Here is a 15,286-nt window from a genome sequence, read left to right as displayed (position 1 = left end):
GGCGCCTGGCGAAGGGAGGAAGGGCTTCGATGAAGCGGCTGCTCATCGTCGATGACGAGCTGGCCATCGTCGAGGCGCTCCAGGACATCCTCTCCGTGGAGGGCTACGGCATCCTCACCGCCTTCAACGGCGCGGAGGGGCTCCAGCGGATGGCGGACATCAAGCCGGACCTGGTGCTGCTGGACCTGATGATGCCGGTGATGGACGGGCGGGAGATGCTGCGCCGCATGCGCGACGACCCCGCCCTGAAGTCCATCCCCGTCGTCGTCATGAGCGCCGGGCGCATCTCCGACGAGGAGCGGCGCTCCAGCGCGAGGTTCCTGGCCAAGCCCTTCGAGCTGGACCTGCTGCTGGACACCATCAGCGAGCTCTTGGGCGGCCCCAACGGGCCCGTGCCCGGGAGCGGCGAGGGCTCCCAGGGCTGAGGCCCTCGAGCGGGACGCCGCTCAGCCCGGCGTCGCGCGGAAGAGCGTGTCCCGGTAGTACTGGAGCTCGTTGATGCTCGAGCGCAGGTCCGCGAGCGCGGTGTGCCCGGAGGGCGGCTTGCGCGGCTCGACGAGGTTCGGGTACCAGGCGCGCGTGAGGACCTTGAGGCTCGTGACGTCCACCATGCGGTAGTGCAGGTAGCGCTCGAGCAGGGGCATGTACTGGAACAGGAAGCGGCGGTCGGTGTGGATGGAGTTGCCGGCCAGCACGCCCTCGCCCAGCGGGCAGTGCTCGGCCACCAGCGCCGTCACCTCGCGCTCGGCCACGCGCAGCGACGTGCTGGAGGCGCGCACATTCTCCAGGAGGCCGTTGCGCGTGTGCATCTCGCGCACGACGGGCTCCATGCGCAGGAGCACCTCCTCCGGCTGCCAGATGACCCGCTCGATTTCCGCGAGCGGGCGCAGGTCGGGGCCGGTGATGATGACGCCAATCTCGATGATGGCGCAGGACTCGGGGTCCAACCCGGTCATCTCCAGGTCCAACCAGACGAAGCGTGGTTCACGCGAGGGCATGCACCTGCCTATAGCAGCCCGCGCGTCCGGGCGGTGCGCCAAAGCTTGGCTCCGGCGCGAGCCCCCGACGGTCCACGGCCCGTCCGCGCGCCTTCGCACCGCGAGTCCCCAGGACGACCTCACTCGCGCGCGGCGAACCCGGGGGCGTCCAGGTGGCGGGAGAACCAGTCGGCCGCGCGGCGCGCCACGTCCCCCAGCGCGCCGGGCTCCTCGAACAGGTGCGTGGCGCCGGGGATGACGACCAGGGACTTGGCGCAGAGCAGCTCGTCGAACGCCTCCTGGTTCAGCTCGAGCACGTCCACGTCCAGGCTCCCCACCAGAAGGAGCGTGGGCGCGCGCACCCGCCCGAGCGCGGGTCCGGCCAGCTCGGGCCTGCCGCCGCGCGACACCACCGCCTGGACGTCCCCGGGATGCAGCGCCGCCGCCAGCAGCGCCGCCGCCGCGCCCGTGCTGGAGCCGAAGTAGCCCAGGCTCAGCCCCGCCAGCTCCGGCCGCGCCCGCGCCCAGCGCGTCACCGCGATGAGCCGCCGCGCGAGGAACGGGATGTCGAAGCGCAGCTCGCCGGTGCCCAGGTCCATCGCCTCCTCGTCCTCGGTGAGCAGGTCGAACAGCAGCGTGCCCAGCCCCGCCTCGCGCAGGCCGCGCGCGACGGCGACGTTGCGCGGGCTGAACCGGCTGCTGCCGCTGCCGTGCGCGAAGACCACCAGCCCGCGCGCGCCGGGCGGAACCCCCAGGCTGCCTCCCAGCTCCGCGTGGCCGGAGCGGACCCTCACCTCGCGAACGTCCACGTCCAGGCTGACCTCGGTCGTCATCGCGGCGGACCTCTTGGATTGCGGGGGACTCCAGAACGCGTCACGGCTCACGACTCACATCCAGGAGCCGCCCGGGTCCGCGGACTCCAGCACCGAGCGCGAGCGCCACGGCGGCTGGCGCGAGCGCTCCACCAGGCTCTGCAGCTCCACGTCCGGGAACGCGCGGAAGTCGTCGTACGCCTCGGCCACGGTGCGCAGGCCCGGCTCCGTCTCCACGCACGACACCTGGTCAGCCTCCGCGCGCACCACCTCCAGCCCTCGCGGCGACGCCACGGGCGTGGCCATCACCAGGCGCGCCGGGTGCAACTCACGCAAGGCGACGAGCGCGGCGGCGGCCGTGGCGCCCGTCAGCACGCCGTCATCCACCAGGATGACCGTGCAGCCGCCCAGCTCCGGTTGGGCCCGCCCGCGCAGGCGCCGCACCTGCGCGTCCACCTCGGCCGCCTCGTCGGACACCAGGGCGTCGACCTCCGCGCGGGGCATGGGCATAAGGCGCAGGGAATCCGAGAGCAGGAACCGGGCGCCGTTCTCGGAGACCGCGCCCAGCGTCATCACCCGGCCGGGGATGCTCAGTCGCCGCGAGACCCAGATGTCCAGGGGGACCTCCAACGCGCGGGCCACCTCGTACGCCACCCGGACGCCGCCCCGGGCCAGCCCCAACACGCGCACGTTGGAGCCCCGGTAGGGCAAGAGCGTGGCCGCCAGCCTGCGTCCGGCATCGGCCCTGTCGCGAAAGCGCATGCGTCATCCTCCTTGCTCCCAAGGAAAAGCACGGCCCGGCCTGCTTGCGCCGGAGGGGCGACCCACGGCCCGCCTGGAGGCATGTGCCCGGGGCGGACGGCGGGGGCCCGCGCTCCGGGGCACCGGGCGCGCTAGGGTGCGGCCCATGGACCCCCTCCTCCTCACCGGCACCGCCAGTCCGCACCTCGGACGGGAGCTCGCCCTGGCCCTGGGCGTGCCCCTCGCCGACTGTCACTTCGAGCGCTTCCCGGATGGGGAGATGCACCTGGAGGTGCCCGCCTCGGTGCGGGGCCGCACGGTGGTGCTGGTGCAGTCGCTGACGCCGCCCGCGGGAGAGCACCTGCTGGAGCTGCTCCTGATGGCGGACGCGTGCTGGCGGGCCGGCGCGGCGCGGCTGGAGGCGGTGGTGCCCTACCTGGGCTACGCGCGACAGGACCGGCGCGCCCGGCCCGGCGAGCCCCTGGGTGGCCGGCTGGTGGCGGACATGCTGTCCCAGGGCCGCTTCGCGCGGGTGCTGGTGGTGGACCTGCACAGCCCCGCCCTGGAGGGGTGCTTCGACTCGCCCCTGGAGCACCTCACCGCGCTGCCGCTGCTCGCGGACGCGCTCTTGCCCAGGGTGAGCGACACGTCCGTGGTGGTGGCGCCGGACCTGGGCGCGGTGAAGCGCGCGGAGGCGCTGGCGCGGCTGCTCGGGCGTCCCTGGGCGGTGATTCACAAGGTGCGGCTGAGCGGGGACCAGGTGCACGCCAGCGGCCTCATGGGCGAGGTGCGGGGCAAGCGCCCCATCCTGGTCGACGACATGGTGTCCACCGGCGGCACGCTGGTGGCGGCGGCGGGCACGCTGCGCGACGCGGGCTGCGCGGACGACCTCACGGTGGTGACGACACACGCGCTGCTCGTGGGCCCGGCGGTGGAGCGCCTGCGCACGATGCCCCTGGGGCAGCTGGTCTCCACCGACAGCGTGGAGCCGCGCTCGGGGCTGCCCATCGAGCACAGGGTGGTGACGCTCGCGCCGCTGGTGGCCCGCGCGCTGCGGCCCTGAGCCGCTTCGCGTAGGGAGACGGAGCACACGCGGGGTGGGCCGCAAGTTCCGCCCGCGCCCCGGCGCGAGTCGGTCTAGGCTCCGGCGCCATGTCCGACACGTTGCTGACGAAGCGGGAAGCGGGGGTCCTCACCCTCACCTTCAACCGACCCGAGAAGAAGAACGCCTTCACGCATGCGATGTACGAGGCGGCCACCGCCGCGCTCCAGCAGGCGGCGACGGACGACGAGGTCCGCGCGGTGCTGCTCATCGGCGCCGGCACCGTCTTCACCGCGGGCAACGACATCGGCGACTTCATGGAGCACCCGCCCGCGGGCGAGGACAGCGCCGTGTTCCTCTTCCTCAAGGCGCTGGTGGACGCGCCCAAGCCCGTGCTCGCGGCGGTGGACGGCCCGGCGGTGGGCATCGGCACCACCATGCTGCTGCACTGTGACTACGTCATCGCCACCGAGCGCGCGCGCTTCCACATGCCCTTCGTGCAGCTGGGCCTGTGCGCCGAGGGCGCCAGCAGCCTGCTGTTGCCGCGCATGGCCGGCTACGCGCTGGCCAGCGAGCTGCTCCTGTTCGGCGAGCCCTTCGACGCGGCCACCGCGCTGCGCGCCGGCATCATCAACAAGGTCGTCCCCGACGCGAGCCTCCACGAGGTCGCCACCGAGCGCGCCCGCACCCTGGCCTCCCGCCCCGCCGAGGCCGTGCGCGTGACGAAGGAGCTGATTCGCGGCCCGCTGCGCGAGCAGACCCACGCCACGCTCGCGCGCGAGGGCGCGAAGTTCATCGAGCGCCTGGGCTCCACGGAGGCCCAGGAGGCCTTCATGGCGTTCATGTCGCGCGGCCGGAAGTAGCCCGCGGACCGCCCGGAGAGCCACGAAGGCCCTCCGGGCTTTGCGCGACACCCGCTTCAGCGCGTCTTCTGCAGCTTCGGCTGGGGGTGGGTGACGCGGCCGTCGAGGAACGACTCGACGCTCTGGGCCTGCGCGGCCTTCAGCGCCACGCACTGGTCCACCGACTCCAGCACCTGCGCCAGCGTGCGAGGCCCCCCCGGGGCCTTCTCGGCGCGCGGCGTGAAGAACTCCGCCAGCGCCTTGCGCTGCTCCTCACCGCAGAACGCGCGGCCCACGAAGGACAGCCGCCCCGCCGCGTCCTGCGGCAGGAGCGCGTCCGGCGAGTCGCCCACGAGCTTGTCGTAGTTCTTCGTCACGAAGTCGAACGCCACGCCCTGCGTCTTCACGTGCTGCGAGGCCGCGAACGCCATCCACACCGTCTCGCGCGGGTCCATCCCCTTCTCGAAGACGAGCCCCAGGTTCTGCTTCACCAGCTCCGGGTCGACGAAGCCGCTCAGCGCCAGAATCATGTCCCCGCGCCGCGAGCGGTCCTTCTCCGAGCGCACCGCCGTCAGCAGCTTCTGCTGGAAGGCCGCGTCCCCGTGCGCCGAGGCGATGGAGAGCACCGCGTCCACCATCTCCGGGTCCACCGCCGCGGGGTTGACGAGCCACTTGTCCGCGAGCCCCTTCGCCTCCGCCACCAGCTTCGGGTCCGCGCCGTCGCGGCCCGCGAGCCGGATGACGCGGGGACGCAACAGCCGCGTGTCCTCGCTCTCGCCCTTGCGCGGCACGAAGCCCAACTCCCGGGCCCGGGGGCCGTACGTCTCGCGCAGGAAGCGCGCCCGGTCCGCATGCCGGCTCTCCGGCAGCAGCCGCGTGCTCACCAGGTCCAGCATCTCCATGGTGCTCTCGACGATGACCCGGTCCGGGTCGTGCGCCGAGCGCTCCGCCAGGGCCAGCGCCTCCGAGGCCGGCAGCGCCCCGGCCAGCGCCAGCGCCCGCACGTCGCCCAAGAGCGCCACCCGCTCCGCGCGCGACAGCCTCGCCATGCCCGCCTTCGTCAGCTTCTTCGCCGCCTCGCCCGCCAGCTGGATGCGGAAGAACCCCGCGCCCTCCGCGTTGGGGAACACCCAGGCCGGGCACGTATTCGCCTCCGTCAGGGCCACCTCGGCGCGCTCGCCCTCCAGCACCGTGCACGCCTTCGCGTCCTTGTTGCCCACCGCGTACTTCACGCACACGGGCACCTTCCACGTCTGCGGCTGGGGCGCCTTCGAGCCCAGGCGCAGGTAGCGCTGCTGGGTGAGCACCACCTTGGGCTGGCCCGCGCCACACTCGAGCGTCGCCGTCACCAGCGGCGCGCCGCCCTGGTCCAGGAACGTGCTCAAGACGCCCGTCACGTCCTGCCCGGCCTCCGCCGACAGCGCGTCCAGGAAGTCCTTCGCCGTGGCGTTGGCGTGCGCGTGCTTCTTCATGTAGCGCTGGATGCCCTTGCGGAACACCTCGCGCCCCAGCCACTCCTCCGTCATGGTCAGCACCGCGGAGCCCTTGCCGTAGGTGATGCCGTCGAAGGCGTTGTGGATGTCATTGGCGCTGTCGATGGGCTGGCGGATGCGGCGCGCGGACAAGAGGCTGTCGGCGTCCAGCGAGCGGCTGCGGTCCTGCACGCGCTCCACCGGCGCGTCCCACGTCGGCTGCCAGGACTCGACGATGCGCGGCGTCACCCAGGACGCGAAGGACTCGTTGAGCCACAGGTCGTCCCACCACGCCAGGGTGACGAGGTTGCCGAACCACTGGTGCCCCAGCTCGTGCACCTGCGTCTCCGAGAAGGCGCGCTGGCGGCCGATGGAGTCCTCCTCCGGCTTGGACAGCATGAGCTGCGAGTTGAACGTCACCAGGCCCGGGTGCTCCATGGCGCCGCCGAGCAGCGGCACCGCGATGACGTCCAGCTTCTCGTACGCGTAGGGGATGCCGAAGTACGCCTCCAGCGCGGCGAGGATTTCGGGCGTCACCTTGGCGGCGTACGTGCCCTCCACGGTGCGGCCGCGCGGGGTGATGATGCGCGTCTTCACCTTCTTCTGTCCGGAGTCGGCCGCCTCCAGGAAGTCGAACGGGCCCACGCCGAAGGCGATGAGGTAGCTGGGCAACGGCTGCGTGCGGCCGAAGCGGTAGGTGCGGCCGCCGTCGGGGCGGGCCTCCTCTGCCAGCTGCGGCGTGTTGGTGACGGCCACGTTGCCCGCGGGCACGTGGAAGGTGAACTGCCAGGGCACCTTGAACTCGGGCTCGTCGAAGCAGGGGAAGACGCGGCGCGCGTCGATGGGCTCGAACTGGGTGAAGACATACCAGTCACCGCCCTCGTTCACGCGGAAGGCGCCATCCGTCTCCTTCTCGGAGGCGATGCCCTCGTAGACGACGCGCAGCTTCGCGGTGCCCAGCGTCAGCGGCTCCTTCACGGAGAAGCCCAGGAAGTCTCCCGCCTCGCTCCGGTGCACGGTCGCCTCGCGCGGCGTGCCTCCTTGCGTCAGCGTGGCCTGCTTCACGGTGAGGTTCTTGCCGTGCAGCCACACGACGGTGGTGGGCTTCGACACGTCGAGGCCGATTTCCGCGACGCCCTGGAAGGCGGAGGCCTTCGGGTCCAGGGTGAGCTCCACGGCGTAGCCCTTGGGACGCACGTCCTTGGGCAGGCGCAGCGTGGGCGGCGTGGGGGCCGCGGTGGAGGGAGCCGCGGCGGTGGTCGCCACGGGCTCGGTGACCGGCGGGGTCTGCCGGGCACCGCATGCGGACAACAGGGCAACGGTGGCCAGCGCCACCGGACGGAGCAGGTTGGGCATGGCGCGCAGTGTGTCTTATGCCGAGCAGCCAGGGTAGCGCCGAGCGCGAGTGTGTCCTTGCCGGAAACTTCACTTCGGGGTGGAGTGCCCGCGTGTCCGCCTCCGCTCCCATTTCCGACCAGGTCGTCCCGGTAACGAACGCCCAGAAGCAGCCCGCGGAGCATCTGCGCCGCATCATCGGCACGCCGCCCGGCGCGCTGGTGAAGCTCCTGACGCGGCCCGTCTTCGCCTTCATCACCTGGCTGTCGCCCCAGTCGCGCGACGCACTCGCCCGCTTCGTGGGCAATCTGGCGTACACGCTGGGCATCCGTCGCCGCGTGGTGATGGACAACCTGGCGCGCGGGCTGCCGGAGAAGAGCGACGCGGAGCGGCGCGACATCGCGCGGGGCGCGTACATCAACATGTCGCGCGTGGTGTTGGAGTCGATTCCCGGTGGGGACCGGCTGCCCGCCGACTGGGGCGAGCAGGGGGTCGTGGGCCAGGAGGCCTGGGACGCGCTGCGGGCCCGGGTGGCCACGGGCCAGGGCGCGCTGCTGGTGACGGCGCACTTCGGCAACTGGGAGCTGCTCGGCGACATGCTGATTCGCTGGGGCGTGGGCATCGACGCGCTGGTGCGTCCGCTCAAGGGCGCGCTCAACACGCGCATCGCGGAGAACCGGCTGGGCTGCGGCGCGGGGCTCATCTATCCGCGCGGCGCCATCCAGGAGATTTCGGAGGCGGTGGAGCGCGGCGAGTCGCCCTACATGCTGCTGGACCAGGCGCTGCCGGCGAAGGCCGCGGTGTTCGTGCCGTTCTTCGGTCGGCTCGCGTCCACCACGCCCGCGTGCGCGGTGGCGGCGCAGCGCACGGGCGCGCCGGTGTTCGTGGTGATGGGCGTGCGCAGCGGCAAGGGCGCGCGCTTCCGGCTGGAGGTGGAGGGCCCCATCCCGGCGCCCGCGCCCGGTGAGTGCGCGGACCCGGTGACGGAGCACACCGCGCGCATCACCGCCGCGCTGGAGCGCTGCATCCGCAAGTACCCCGACCAGTGGATGTGGCTGCACCGCCGCTGGAAGGTGCAGCCGCCCGCGGCGACGGACGCGAAGCGCTGAGGCGCGCGCGCCCGGCTGCCCCCATCGCGCGGCCGCGTGATGCCGCCGCGCGACCACCCGGGCGGCGTCCGGCACCCGCTGGGATGGACGCGAAGCGCTGACCGGGGCCCTACTCCGCCACCACGCGGCGCAGGTGCGCGCCCAGGCGCGTGACGACCTCGTAGTGGATGGTCTGCGCCCAGCCCGCGAGCGCCTCGGCGGTGATGGACTCCTCGCCGTCGCGCCCCAGCAGCGTCGCCGTCACGGGGCGCTCGTCCGGCGTCGCCCGCGTCACGTCCACGATGAGGTGGTTCATCATCACGCGCCCCAGCACCGCGCACCGCCGCCCGTTCACCAGCACGTGCGCCTTGCCCGACGCCAGCCTCGGGTAGCCGTCGTAGTACCCCACCGGCAATACAGCGATGCGCGTGGGCTCCGACGTCCGGTACGTGCAGCCATAGCCCACGTACGCATCCGCCGGCAGCCACTTCACCACCTGACTCCCGCACCGCCACGACAACACCGGCCGCAAGGACGGCACCTCGCCCAGCACCAGTCGCGCCGACAGCCGCGTCTCCGCCGACGGCCACAGCCCGTACAACGAAATCCCCACCCGCCGCGCCTCGTAGCGCGCCCGGGGCAGCACCAGCGTCGCGGCGCTCGCGGCGATGTGCCGCTGCAACACCCGCCCGGTCCCCAGCTGCGCCGACAGCAGCCCCAGCCCCGTCTCGAACGCGTCCACCTGCGCCAGCGCGTACCCCTGCTCCGTCACGTCCTCCGTGTTGGCGAAGTGGCTCAGCCCGCCCACCACCTCCAGCACGTCGCGCGCGTCCACGAGGAACCGCGTCTCCCCGGGCAGCTGCTCCAACGTGAAGCCCTCGCGCCCCAGGCCCGTGTCGATGTGGACATGGACCCGCAGCGGCCGAGCCAGCCTGGCCGCGCGCAGCACCGGCACCGCGGCCTCCCAACCACGGTCGGCCACCACCACCTCCACGCCCTCCCGCGCCAGCACCACCGCCTCCTCCGGCGCCACCGCCCCCAGCACCACCACCTGCCGGGGAGCAAGGCCCTGGGCCCGCTCGTGCTCCCGCACCCGCAGCGCGTCCTGCGGCGCGATGAAGTACAGGATGTCCACCCGCCCATGGACCACCGGCAGCACCTGCGACAGCCCGTGTCCGTAGGCGTTGCCCTTGAGCACCACTCCCAGTGCCCCCGAGGGCCCCTTGCCGCCCTCCAGCGCCCGGAACACCTCCACGTTGTGCCTCAGCGCACCCGCGCTCAGCTCCAACCACGAGGTATGAGCCGCGTCCCCAGGCCCGCCACCAATGGACTCCACGTGCACCTCCGCGACGTCGACTCCCGTCCCATACCAGCAATGGCCGGGCCAGGGAGCGCGCGGTCCAGGGGCCGCGGGCGCCCGTTTCCGGGACAGGCGAGCCCCTTGTCACACAAGGCACCCAGGCGTCCCACTCCCGTCACGAGACGGGGCAAACAAGCGTTCACTTCGGAAATGGTCGAATCTGGATTACGGGAGGGGGGTGCTATCGTCCCACGGCGTGTCCTCCCCGGACGTTTCCCTGGCCCAGGCCTTCATCGCGGCGCGAGGTGTCCCCTGCGCGCCGGAGTCGCTGCCCCCGCTTCAGGCGTTGCTCGCGCGCGTGTTGGGTACGGCGCGCGCGGCGTGGCCCGGGGTGGAGCTGGACGGCGCGCGCTTCGTCGTCCACCTGGCGCGGCTGCTCCCCGCGCAGGCCCCCTCCGAGGACGTGGAGAAGTTCCACCTCCCGGACGTCTACCTGGCGCGCGCGGCGGCCGACCAGCTCCCCTCCGCGTTGAGTGCCTTCGAGGCGAGCTTCATGCCCGAGGTGAACGCCGCCGTGGCGCGGCTGAAGCTGCCGCCCTCGGGGCTCGACGAGGTCCGCCAGCTTTTGCGCCAGCGCATGCTGGTGGGCAGCCAGGATGCCCCCGCCCGACTGGCGGCCTACCCCGGCACGGGTCCCTTGAGCGGCTGGGTGCGCGCCGCGGCGCTGTGGCTCGCGCTCGACTGGCAGCGCCAGCGCGGCGGACACCCCCAGGCGGATGATGGGGATTTGTCGCTGCTCGTCGCGCCCGGGGACGACCCGGAGCTCGTCTACTTGAAGAACACGTACCGCGCGGAGTTCAGCGCGTCGTTCACCACCGCGCTCGGCACGCTGGAGGCGCGTCAGCGCAACTTCCTGCGCATGAAGTACCTGGACGGGCTGAGCATCGACCAGCTGGGCGCGCTGTACGGCGTGCACCGCTCCACGGCGGCGCGCTGGGTGGTGGCCGCGCAGGAGTCGCTCCTCCAGGAGACGCGGCGCCTGCTCACCGAGAAGCTGCGGCTGACCGGCTCGCAGCTCGACAGCGTGCTGCGCCTCATCTCCAGCCAGCTCGACGTCAACCTCAGCCGCCTCTTGCGCTCGAAGGTGGAGTGAGCGATGCGCACGCTCTTCATCGGCGACGTGCACGGCTGCGCGCGGGAGCTGGACGCGCTGCTGACCGCGTGCGGCTGGTGCCCCGACGACCGCGTGGTGCTGGTGGGGGACCTGGTCGCGAAGGGGCCGGACTCGGCGGGTGTGGTGCGGCGGGCGCGCGAGCTGGGGATGCTCGCGGTGCGCGGCAACCACGACGCGCACGTGCTGCGCTGGCACTCGGGCCGCGGGCCCGAGGGAAAGAAGCTGGGCAAGGAGCACCGCCAGGTGCTCGACACGCTGTGCGCCGAGGACTGGGCGTACCTGGAGGCGCAGCCGCTGTATCGCCGCTTCCCGGAGCTGAACGTGCTCGCGGTGCACGGCGGGCTGGTGCCGGGAGTTCCCCTGGAGGCGCAGCGCGCGGACGAGCTGCTCAACCTGCGCAGCATCGCCCCGGACGGGACGCCGTCGAAGCGGGTGGACGGCGGCGTGCCCTGGGCCAGCTGCTGGAAGGGGCCGGAGCTGGTCATCTTCGGCCACGACGCCATGCGCGGCGTGCAGCAACATCCGCACGCCGTGGGGCTCGACTCGGGCTGCGTGTACGGCGGGCGGCTCACCGCGTACGTGATGCCGGAGGGCCGGCTCGTGTCCGTGCCGGCCCAGCGCGCCTATGTCGATGTGCACGGCTCGCCGTGAGGCAGGCACTCCGCGTCAGATGATGCCGCCGTTGGCGCGCAGCACCTGACCGTTGACCCACGCGCCGTCGGGGCCCGCGAGGAAGGAGACCACCGACGCGATGTCCACGGGCTGCCCCAGCCGCTCCAGCGGGGCCAGCTTCGCCAGCCGGTCGACGACCTCCTGGGGCTTGCCGTCGAGGAACAGGTCCGTGGCGGTGGGGCCGGGGGCCACGGCGTTGACGGTGATGTCGCGGCCGCGCAGCTCCTTGGCCAGCACGCTCGTCATCGCCTCCACGCCCGCCTTGGTGGCCGCGTAGACGGCGTACGTGGGCTGCAGCAGGCCCACCACGCTGGAGGAGAAGTTGATGATGCGCCCGCCCTTGCGCAGCCGGCGCGCGGCCTCGCGCAGGGTGTTGAAGGTGCCCTGGAGGTTGACGGCGACGAGCCGCTCGAAGGCGGCGTCCTCCATGTCCGCCACGGGCGACAGCGTCATGATGCCCGCGTTGTTGACCAGCACGTCCACGCCGCCGAAGGCCTTCTCGGCCGCGTCGAACATGCCGCGCACCTGGGCGCTCTTGCTGATGTCCGCCTTCACGGCCAGGGCCTTGCCGCCGGCCTGCTCGACGTCACGCACGAGCGCCTCCGCGGGCCCCGCGGAGCTCGAGTAGTTCACGATGACGCTGAAGCCGTCCCGCGCGAGCCGCTCCGCGACCGCCGCGCCGATGCCTCGCGATGCCCCGGTGACGAGGGCGACCTTCGAACCCTGGATGCTCATGTGATTCCTCCCGGCCGGACTTCCGTGACGAAAGCCGGGAGGAACCATGTCTTTCGCTCGGCGGGAAGCAGGGAGTGACGCGGGGTCCGCCGTCACTGTCCGCTAGAAGTCGCGGGCCTGCTTGCGCAGCTCGGCGGCGAGCCGCCCCTCCATCTCCTCGCGAATCTCCTCGCCGTAGGCATCGCTCTCGTAGAGCAGCGTCAGCAGGCGGTCTCGCGCCACCTGGTAGCCCAGGAGCCGGACCGCCGTCTCCGGGGCCTTCCAGCGGGCGACGACCACGTACCCGTTCCGGGACGCGCGAATCTCCGGCTCCGGAGAAGAGGGTTCCTCCTGGGTGTCGTCGTACGCGTCAGGCCGGTCGTCATCGTCCACCTGGGCCTCCACGAGCGGCGGCGGCGCCTCGTCCATCGCGTCCTGCTCGACCGCCACGAGCGGCGGCACGTCCATCTGCGCCTCGCCCTCCCGAGCCCCTTCGCGCGATGAGGCCATCGCGTCGTCCGCAGGAACTCCGCTCGCCTGGGCCCGCGCGGGTGCCTCGCTCCCCGCCTGTCCTCCCGTCGCCTGCGCCCGCGCTGGTGCCGCGCTCCCTGCGCGTCCTCCCGTCGACTGCTCCTGCGCGGGTGTCGCGATCTCCGCCTGTCCTCCCGTCGACTGCGCCTGAGCGGATGCCTCGCTCCCCGCCCGCCCTTCCATCGCCTGCGCCTCCACGGGAGGCGCCACGGTCACCCTCCCCGACTCCTCCACGAGCGGCGGCGAGGACATCGCCTCCGCCGGTGCTTCGCTCGTCCCGAACGCGGAATCTCGCCGCGCGGGCGCCCACTCAGCCGCGGGCGGCGACGTCTTGGTGAGCAGCCACGCCAGGTCGATGGACTCGCGGTACTTCAACACACGTCGCGACGAGCCTCGCTTCCGGGGCCGCCCGTACTTCGCGTTCAGCACCTCCACCATCTGCTGGTGCTCGTCCCGCAGGACCTCCGGGGTCGCGAAGCGCACGAACACCGAGCCCAGCTTGTCTCCCGCGAAGAGGAAGAACACCCGGGCCGGACGCTCCCCGAGCGTCGTCGACACCACCAGGTCCTCGCGCGCCGTCACCAGCGCCTCCGGGTACAGCGCCCGCACCTGCGCGCGCGACATGCCCCACTGCGTGGCCTGGAAGCCCTCGCCGCCATACTTGCCCGCATGGTCGGCCCGAATCGCCGCCCGGCGCTCGTGCACCGTCGACCCGTGGTGACGCGAACCACAGCCGCCCGCGAGCAGCAACACCACCATCCACCCGTAACGCTTCATCGAGCCCATCTCTCCGGCTCCCGACTTCGAATGACCCGGCACCCCGCGCGAGCGTAGGCCAGGAGGCCCGCGCGAGACCATGCCAGTCATCCCGGAGGAGGACCCCACCGCCGGAGGCGGACACGAGGCCCACCTCCGGCGCGGCGTCACGTCCGCTACTCCACCTCCTCGAAGATGAGCAGGCCCCGCGAGGTGTCGATGACATACACGTGGCCGTCATCCGGGATGCGCACGCCGATGGCGCCGTCGAAGAACATCAACCCCCGCGCCCGGTCCGTCGCCCGCCAGGTGTTGTAGTAGGCGACCTCCTTCATCTCCGAGGGCCGCGACACGTCCAGCACCCGCACGCCGTGCTGGTAATGGCTCAGGTAGAGCCGATTCCCCTTCAGCTCCATGTTGTGCACGGAGACGCCCGGGGTGAGCCGGTACTCGCCGACGAGGATGGGGTCCTTCGGGTCCGTCATGTCGATGGCCCGCACGTGCCCTCCCCAGTCCTCGCCGCCCTCGAAGACGCTGAGGCGGTTGTTCACGTAGTGCCAGCGGTTCGTGTGGCTGGTGGAGCGCGGATAGACATACTCCCCCACCTTCACCACGTTCGCCGGGTCGCTCACGTCGAGAATCAGCAGGCCCGCGCGCCAGTGATTCACGAACAGCCGGTTGCCCCACGCCGTGGCGTCATGCGGGAAGGAGGCCACGCTGGGATTGACGCTCGGGTCCGCGTAGCGACCGAGCAGCACCGGCTCCCGCGCGTTCTTCACGTCGAAGATGAGCGTCACCGGCGCCGGCGAGATGGACATCGCATACAGCCGGTCCATCGCCACGAAAACGGTGTGCACGTTGACCGCACCTCCGCCCGGCAGCGCGCTCACCAGCACCGGGTCCGCCGGGTCCGAGATGTCGAACACCAGCAGCCCCCGCGCCGCGCTGGCGACATACAGCGCGTCGTCCTTGGCCCACACGCCGTTCCAGTAGCTGTCCCCCGGGAAGAACACGTTCTTCACCAGCCGGGGCGCCTTGCGGTCCGCCAGGTCGAACACGTAGAGCCCGCCGGGCCCCTTGAACGCATCCTCCAGCGACACCACGTAGGCGTGGCCCTTGGTGACGAAGACGTCGGCCACCGTGCCCTGGGGCACCACGCCCTCACCCACCAGCTCCAGCTTGGAGCCCTCCGCCTCGCCCTCGCGCCGGCGGACCTTCTCCAGCTCGAAGGTGCCCTGGAACGCCGGCGTGCCACCCAGGCAGTTCACGAAGCAGCCCGTCAGCCGCGTCGAGCCCTCCGCCTTGCACCCCACCATCGACGTCCGGTACGCCCGCCCATCCGGAAGCGTGCCGCCGCGCGAGGCGAAGAAGGTGCTCTCATCCAGGCGCGACTCCGGGAAGGGCACGCCATCCTGGAACACGCGCCCGTCCTCCAGGATGCGCACCGCTCCGGTGCCCTGGCTGTTGTCGTTCGTCAGGATGTCATTGCCAATGACATGCAGGGTGAAGATGCCCGCGCCCCGCACCGCCCCCAGGCTGTCGCGCGAGCAGGCCGACAGGTCGAAGGACTCCAGCGTTCCGCACGCGGCGCTCGTACTCCCGGCGGGGAGCACCGGGCAGGCGGCGAGCGGCTCGGTGGACCAGTCCCCGTGGTCCTCCAGTCTGTGGGAGGGCCCCTGCTCCACGGGCACCTTCACCACGTCATCCAGCTCGCGGGAACACGCGCTCCCCATCCCCGCGCAGAGCAGGACCCAGAGCACGCCACCTTTCCACCGGTTCGTCATGAAGCTCCTCGTTCATGTGTTCCGGCCCCTGGACTCCAAACGTCCG

The 15,286-nt window shown here is 72.2% G+C and carries 14 protein-coding genes; 6 read left to right on the top strand and 8 right to left on the bottom strand.

From position 1 onward, the window contains the following. Positions 1–29: 29 nt before the first annotated feature. A complete protein-coding gene (locus VZQ01_RS21835) occupies positions 30–425 on the top strand; it encodes a response regulator (protein ID WP_141330562.1) in 396 nt (131 codons plus the stop codon). A 21-nt stretch (positions 426–446) separates the two neighbouring features. Here VZQ01_RS21835 and orn read toward each other — a convergent pair whose 3' ends face one another. The 3 genes from orn to VZQ01_RS21820 form a co-directional block, all read right to left on the bottom strand. After that, entirely contained in the window at positions 447–998 is a 552-nt protein-coding gene (gene orn, locus VZQ01_RS21830) for an oligoribonuclease (protein ID WP_426748897.1), read from the bottom strand. Positions 999–1,117: 119 nt separating this feature from the next. Beyond that, positions 1,118–1,810: a dienelactone hydrolase family protein gene (locus VZQ01_RS21825; protein ID WP_426748896.1), complete on the bottom strand. Its 693-nt coding sequence runs from the start codon at positions 1,808–1,810 to the stop codon at positions 1,118–1,120. Between the two features lie 54 nt (positions 1,811–1,864). Beyond that, a complete protein-coding gene (locus tag VZQ01_RS21820; protein WP_426748895.1) occupies positions 1,865–2,551 on the bottom strand; it encodes a phosphoribosyltransferase in 687 nt (228 codons plus the stop codon). Between the two features lie 136 nt (positions 2,552–2,687). Between VZQ01_RS21820 and VZQ01_RS21815 the strand changes: the two genes are divergently transcribed. Together VZQ01_RS21815 and VZQ01_RS21810 are read left to right on the top strand one after the other, a co-directional pair. Beyond that, on the top strand, positions 2,688–3,593 hold the full coding sequence (locus VZQ01_RS21815; RefSeq protein WP_408888740.1) for a ribose-phosphate diphosphokinase: 906 nt from the start codon (positions 2,688–2,690) through the stop codon (positions 3,591–3,593). Between the two features lie 89 nt (positions 3,594–3,682). Further along, entirely contained in the window at positions 3,683–4,435 is a 753-nt protein-coding gene (locus tag VZQ01_RS21810; RefSeq protein WP_141330554.1) for an enoyl-CoA hydratase, read from the top strand. 56 nt (positions 4,436–4,491) lie between these two features. Here VZQ01_RS21810 and VZQ01_RS21805 read toward each other — a convergent pair whose 3' ends face one another. Continuing rightward, a complete protein-coding gene (locus VZQ01_RS21805) occupies positions 4,492–7,242 on the bottom strand; it encodes a M1 family metallopeptidase (RefSeq protein ID WP_426748894.1) in 2,751 nt (916 codons plus the stop codon). A 92-nt stretch (positions 7,243–7,334) separates the two neighbouring features. On the opposite strand from VZQ01_RS21805, the gene VZQ01_RS21800 reads away from it, so the two are divergent. After that, positions 7,335–8,330, top strand: a complete 996-nt coding sequence (locus VZQ01_RS21800) for a lysophospholipid acyltransferase family protein (protein ID WP_223750411.1) — start codon at positions 7,335–7,337, stop codon at positions 8,328–8,330. Between the two features lie 109 nt (positions 8,331–8,439). Here VZQ01_RS21800 and alr read toward each other — a convergent pair whose 3' ends face one another. Then, positions 8,440–9,651 (bottom strand): alanine racemase, encoded by a 1,212-nt coding sequence (gene alr, locus VZQ01_RS21795; protein WP_426748893.1) that lies wholly within the window; start codon positions 9,649–9,651, stop codon positions 8,440–8,442. Positions 9,652–9,865: 214 nt separating this feature from the next. Between alr and VZQ01_RS21790 the strand changes: the two genes are divergently transcribed. After that, positions 9,866–10,762, top strand: a complete 897-nt coding sequence (locus tag VZQ01_RS21790; protein ID WP_228557365.1) for a transcriptional regulator — start codon at positions 9,866–9,868, stop codon at positions 10,760–10,762. Between the two features lie 3 nt (positions 10,763–10,765). After that, on the top strand, positions 10,766–11,434 hold the full coding sequence (locus VZQ01_RS21785) for a metallophosphoesterase (protein WP_141332676.1): 669 nt from the start codon (positions 10,766–10,768) through the stop codon (positions 11,432–11,434). Between the two features lie 15 nt (positions 11,435–11,449). On the opposite strand, the gene VZQ01_RS21780 is transcribed toward VZQ01_RS21785, so the two are convergent. The 3 genes from VZQ01_RS21780 to VZQ01_RS21770 form a co-directional block, all read right to left on the bottom strand. Then, the gene (locus tag VZQ01_RS21780; protein WP_267698905.1) at positions 11,450–12,190 is read right to left on the bottom strand and encodes an SDR family oxidoreductase; all 741 of its coding nucleotides are present in this window, start codon (positions 12,188–12,190) and stop codon (positions 11,450–11,452) included. A 102-nt stretch (positions 12,191–12,292) separates the two neighbouring features. Then, positions 12,293–13,477: a hypothetical protein gene (locus tag VZQ01_RS21775; protein WP_426748892.1), complete on the bottom strand. Its 1,185-nt coding sequence runs from the start codon at positions 13,475–13,477 to the stop codon at positions 12,293–12,295. Positions 13,478–13,632: 155 nt separating this feature from the next. Continuing rightward, positions 13,633–15,240, bottom strand: coding sequence for an LVIVD repeat-containing protein (locus VZQ01_RS21770; protein ID WP_426748891.1), 1,608 nt, complete (start codon positions 15,238–15,240; stop codon positions 13,633–13,635). Positions 15,241–15,286: the final 46 nt, after the last annotated feature.

The sequence above is a fragment of the Myxococcus faecalis genome (assembly GCF_050039385.1).
Classification (GTDB): domain Bacteria; phylum Myxococcota; class Myxococcia; order Myxococcales; family Myxococcaceae; genus Myxococcus; species Myxococcus fulvus.
The sequence above is the reverse complement of the archived record's forward strand: the minus strand, read 5'-3'. Positions and strand labels throughout refer to the sequence as shown.

Bases quoted from the DNA above. Each gene is read 5' to 3' on its own strand.
- VZQ01_RS21835 (WP_141330562.1), top strand. From the start codon at position 30: ATGAAGCGGCTGCTCATCGTCGATGACGAGCTGGCCATCGTCGAGGCG.
- orn (WP_426748897.1), bottom strand. From the start codon at position 998: ATGCCCTCGCGTGAACCACGCTTCGTCTGGTTGGACCTGGAGATGACC.
- VZQ01_RS21825 (WP_426748896.1), bottom strand. From the start codon at position 1,810: ATGACGACCGAGGTCAGCCTGGACGTGGACGTTCGCGAGGTGAGGGTC.
- VZQ01_RS21820 (WP_426748895.1), bottom strand. From the start codon at position 2,551: ATGCGCTTTCGCGACAGGGCCGATGCCGGACGCAGGCTGGCGGCCACG.
- VZQ01_RS21810 (WP_141330554.1), top strand. From the start codon at position 3,683: ATGTCCGACACGTTGCTGACGAAGCGGGAAGCGGGGGTCCTCACCCTC.
- VZQ01_RS21805 (WP_426748894.1), bottom strand. From the start codon at position 7,242: ATGCCCAACCTGCTCCGTCCGGTGGCGCTGGCCACCGTTGCCCTGTTG.
- VZQ01_RS21785 (WP_141332676.1), top strand. From the start codon at position 10,766: ATGCGCACGCTCTTCATCGGCGACGTGCACGGCTGCGCGCGGGAGCTG.
- VZQ01_RS21780 (WP_267698905.1), bottom strand. From the start codon at position 12,190: ATGAGCATCCAGGGTTCGAAGGTCGCCCTCGTCACCGGGGCATCGCGA.
- VZQ01_RS21775 (WP_426748892.1), bottom strand. From the start codon at position 13,477: ATGAAGCGTTACGGGTGGATGGTGGTGTTGCTGCTCGCGGGCGGCTGT.
- VZQ01_RS21770 (WP_426748891.1), bottom strand. From the start codon at position 15,240: ATGACGAACCGGTGGAAAGGTGGCGTGCTCTGGGTCCTGCTCTGCGCG.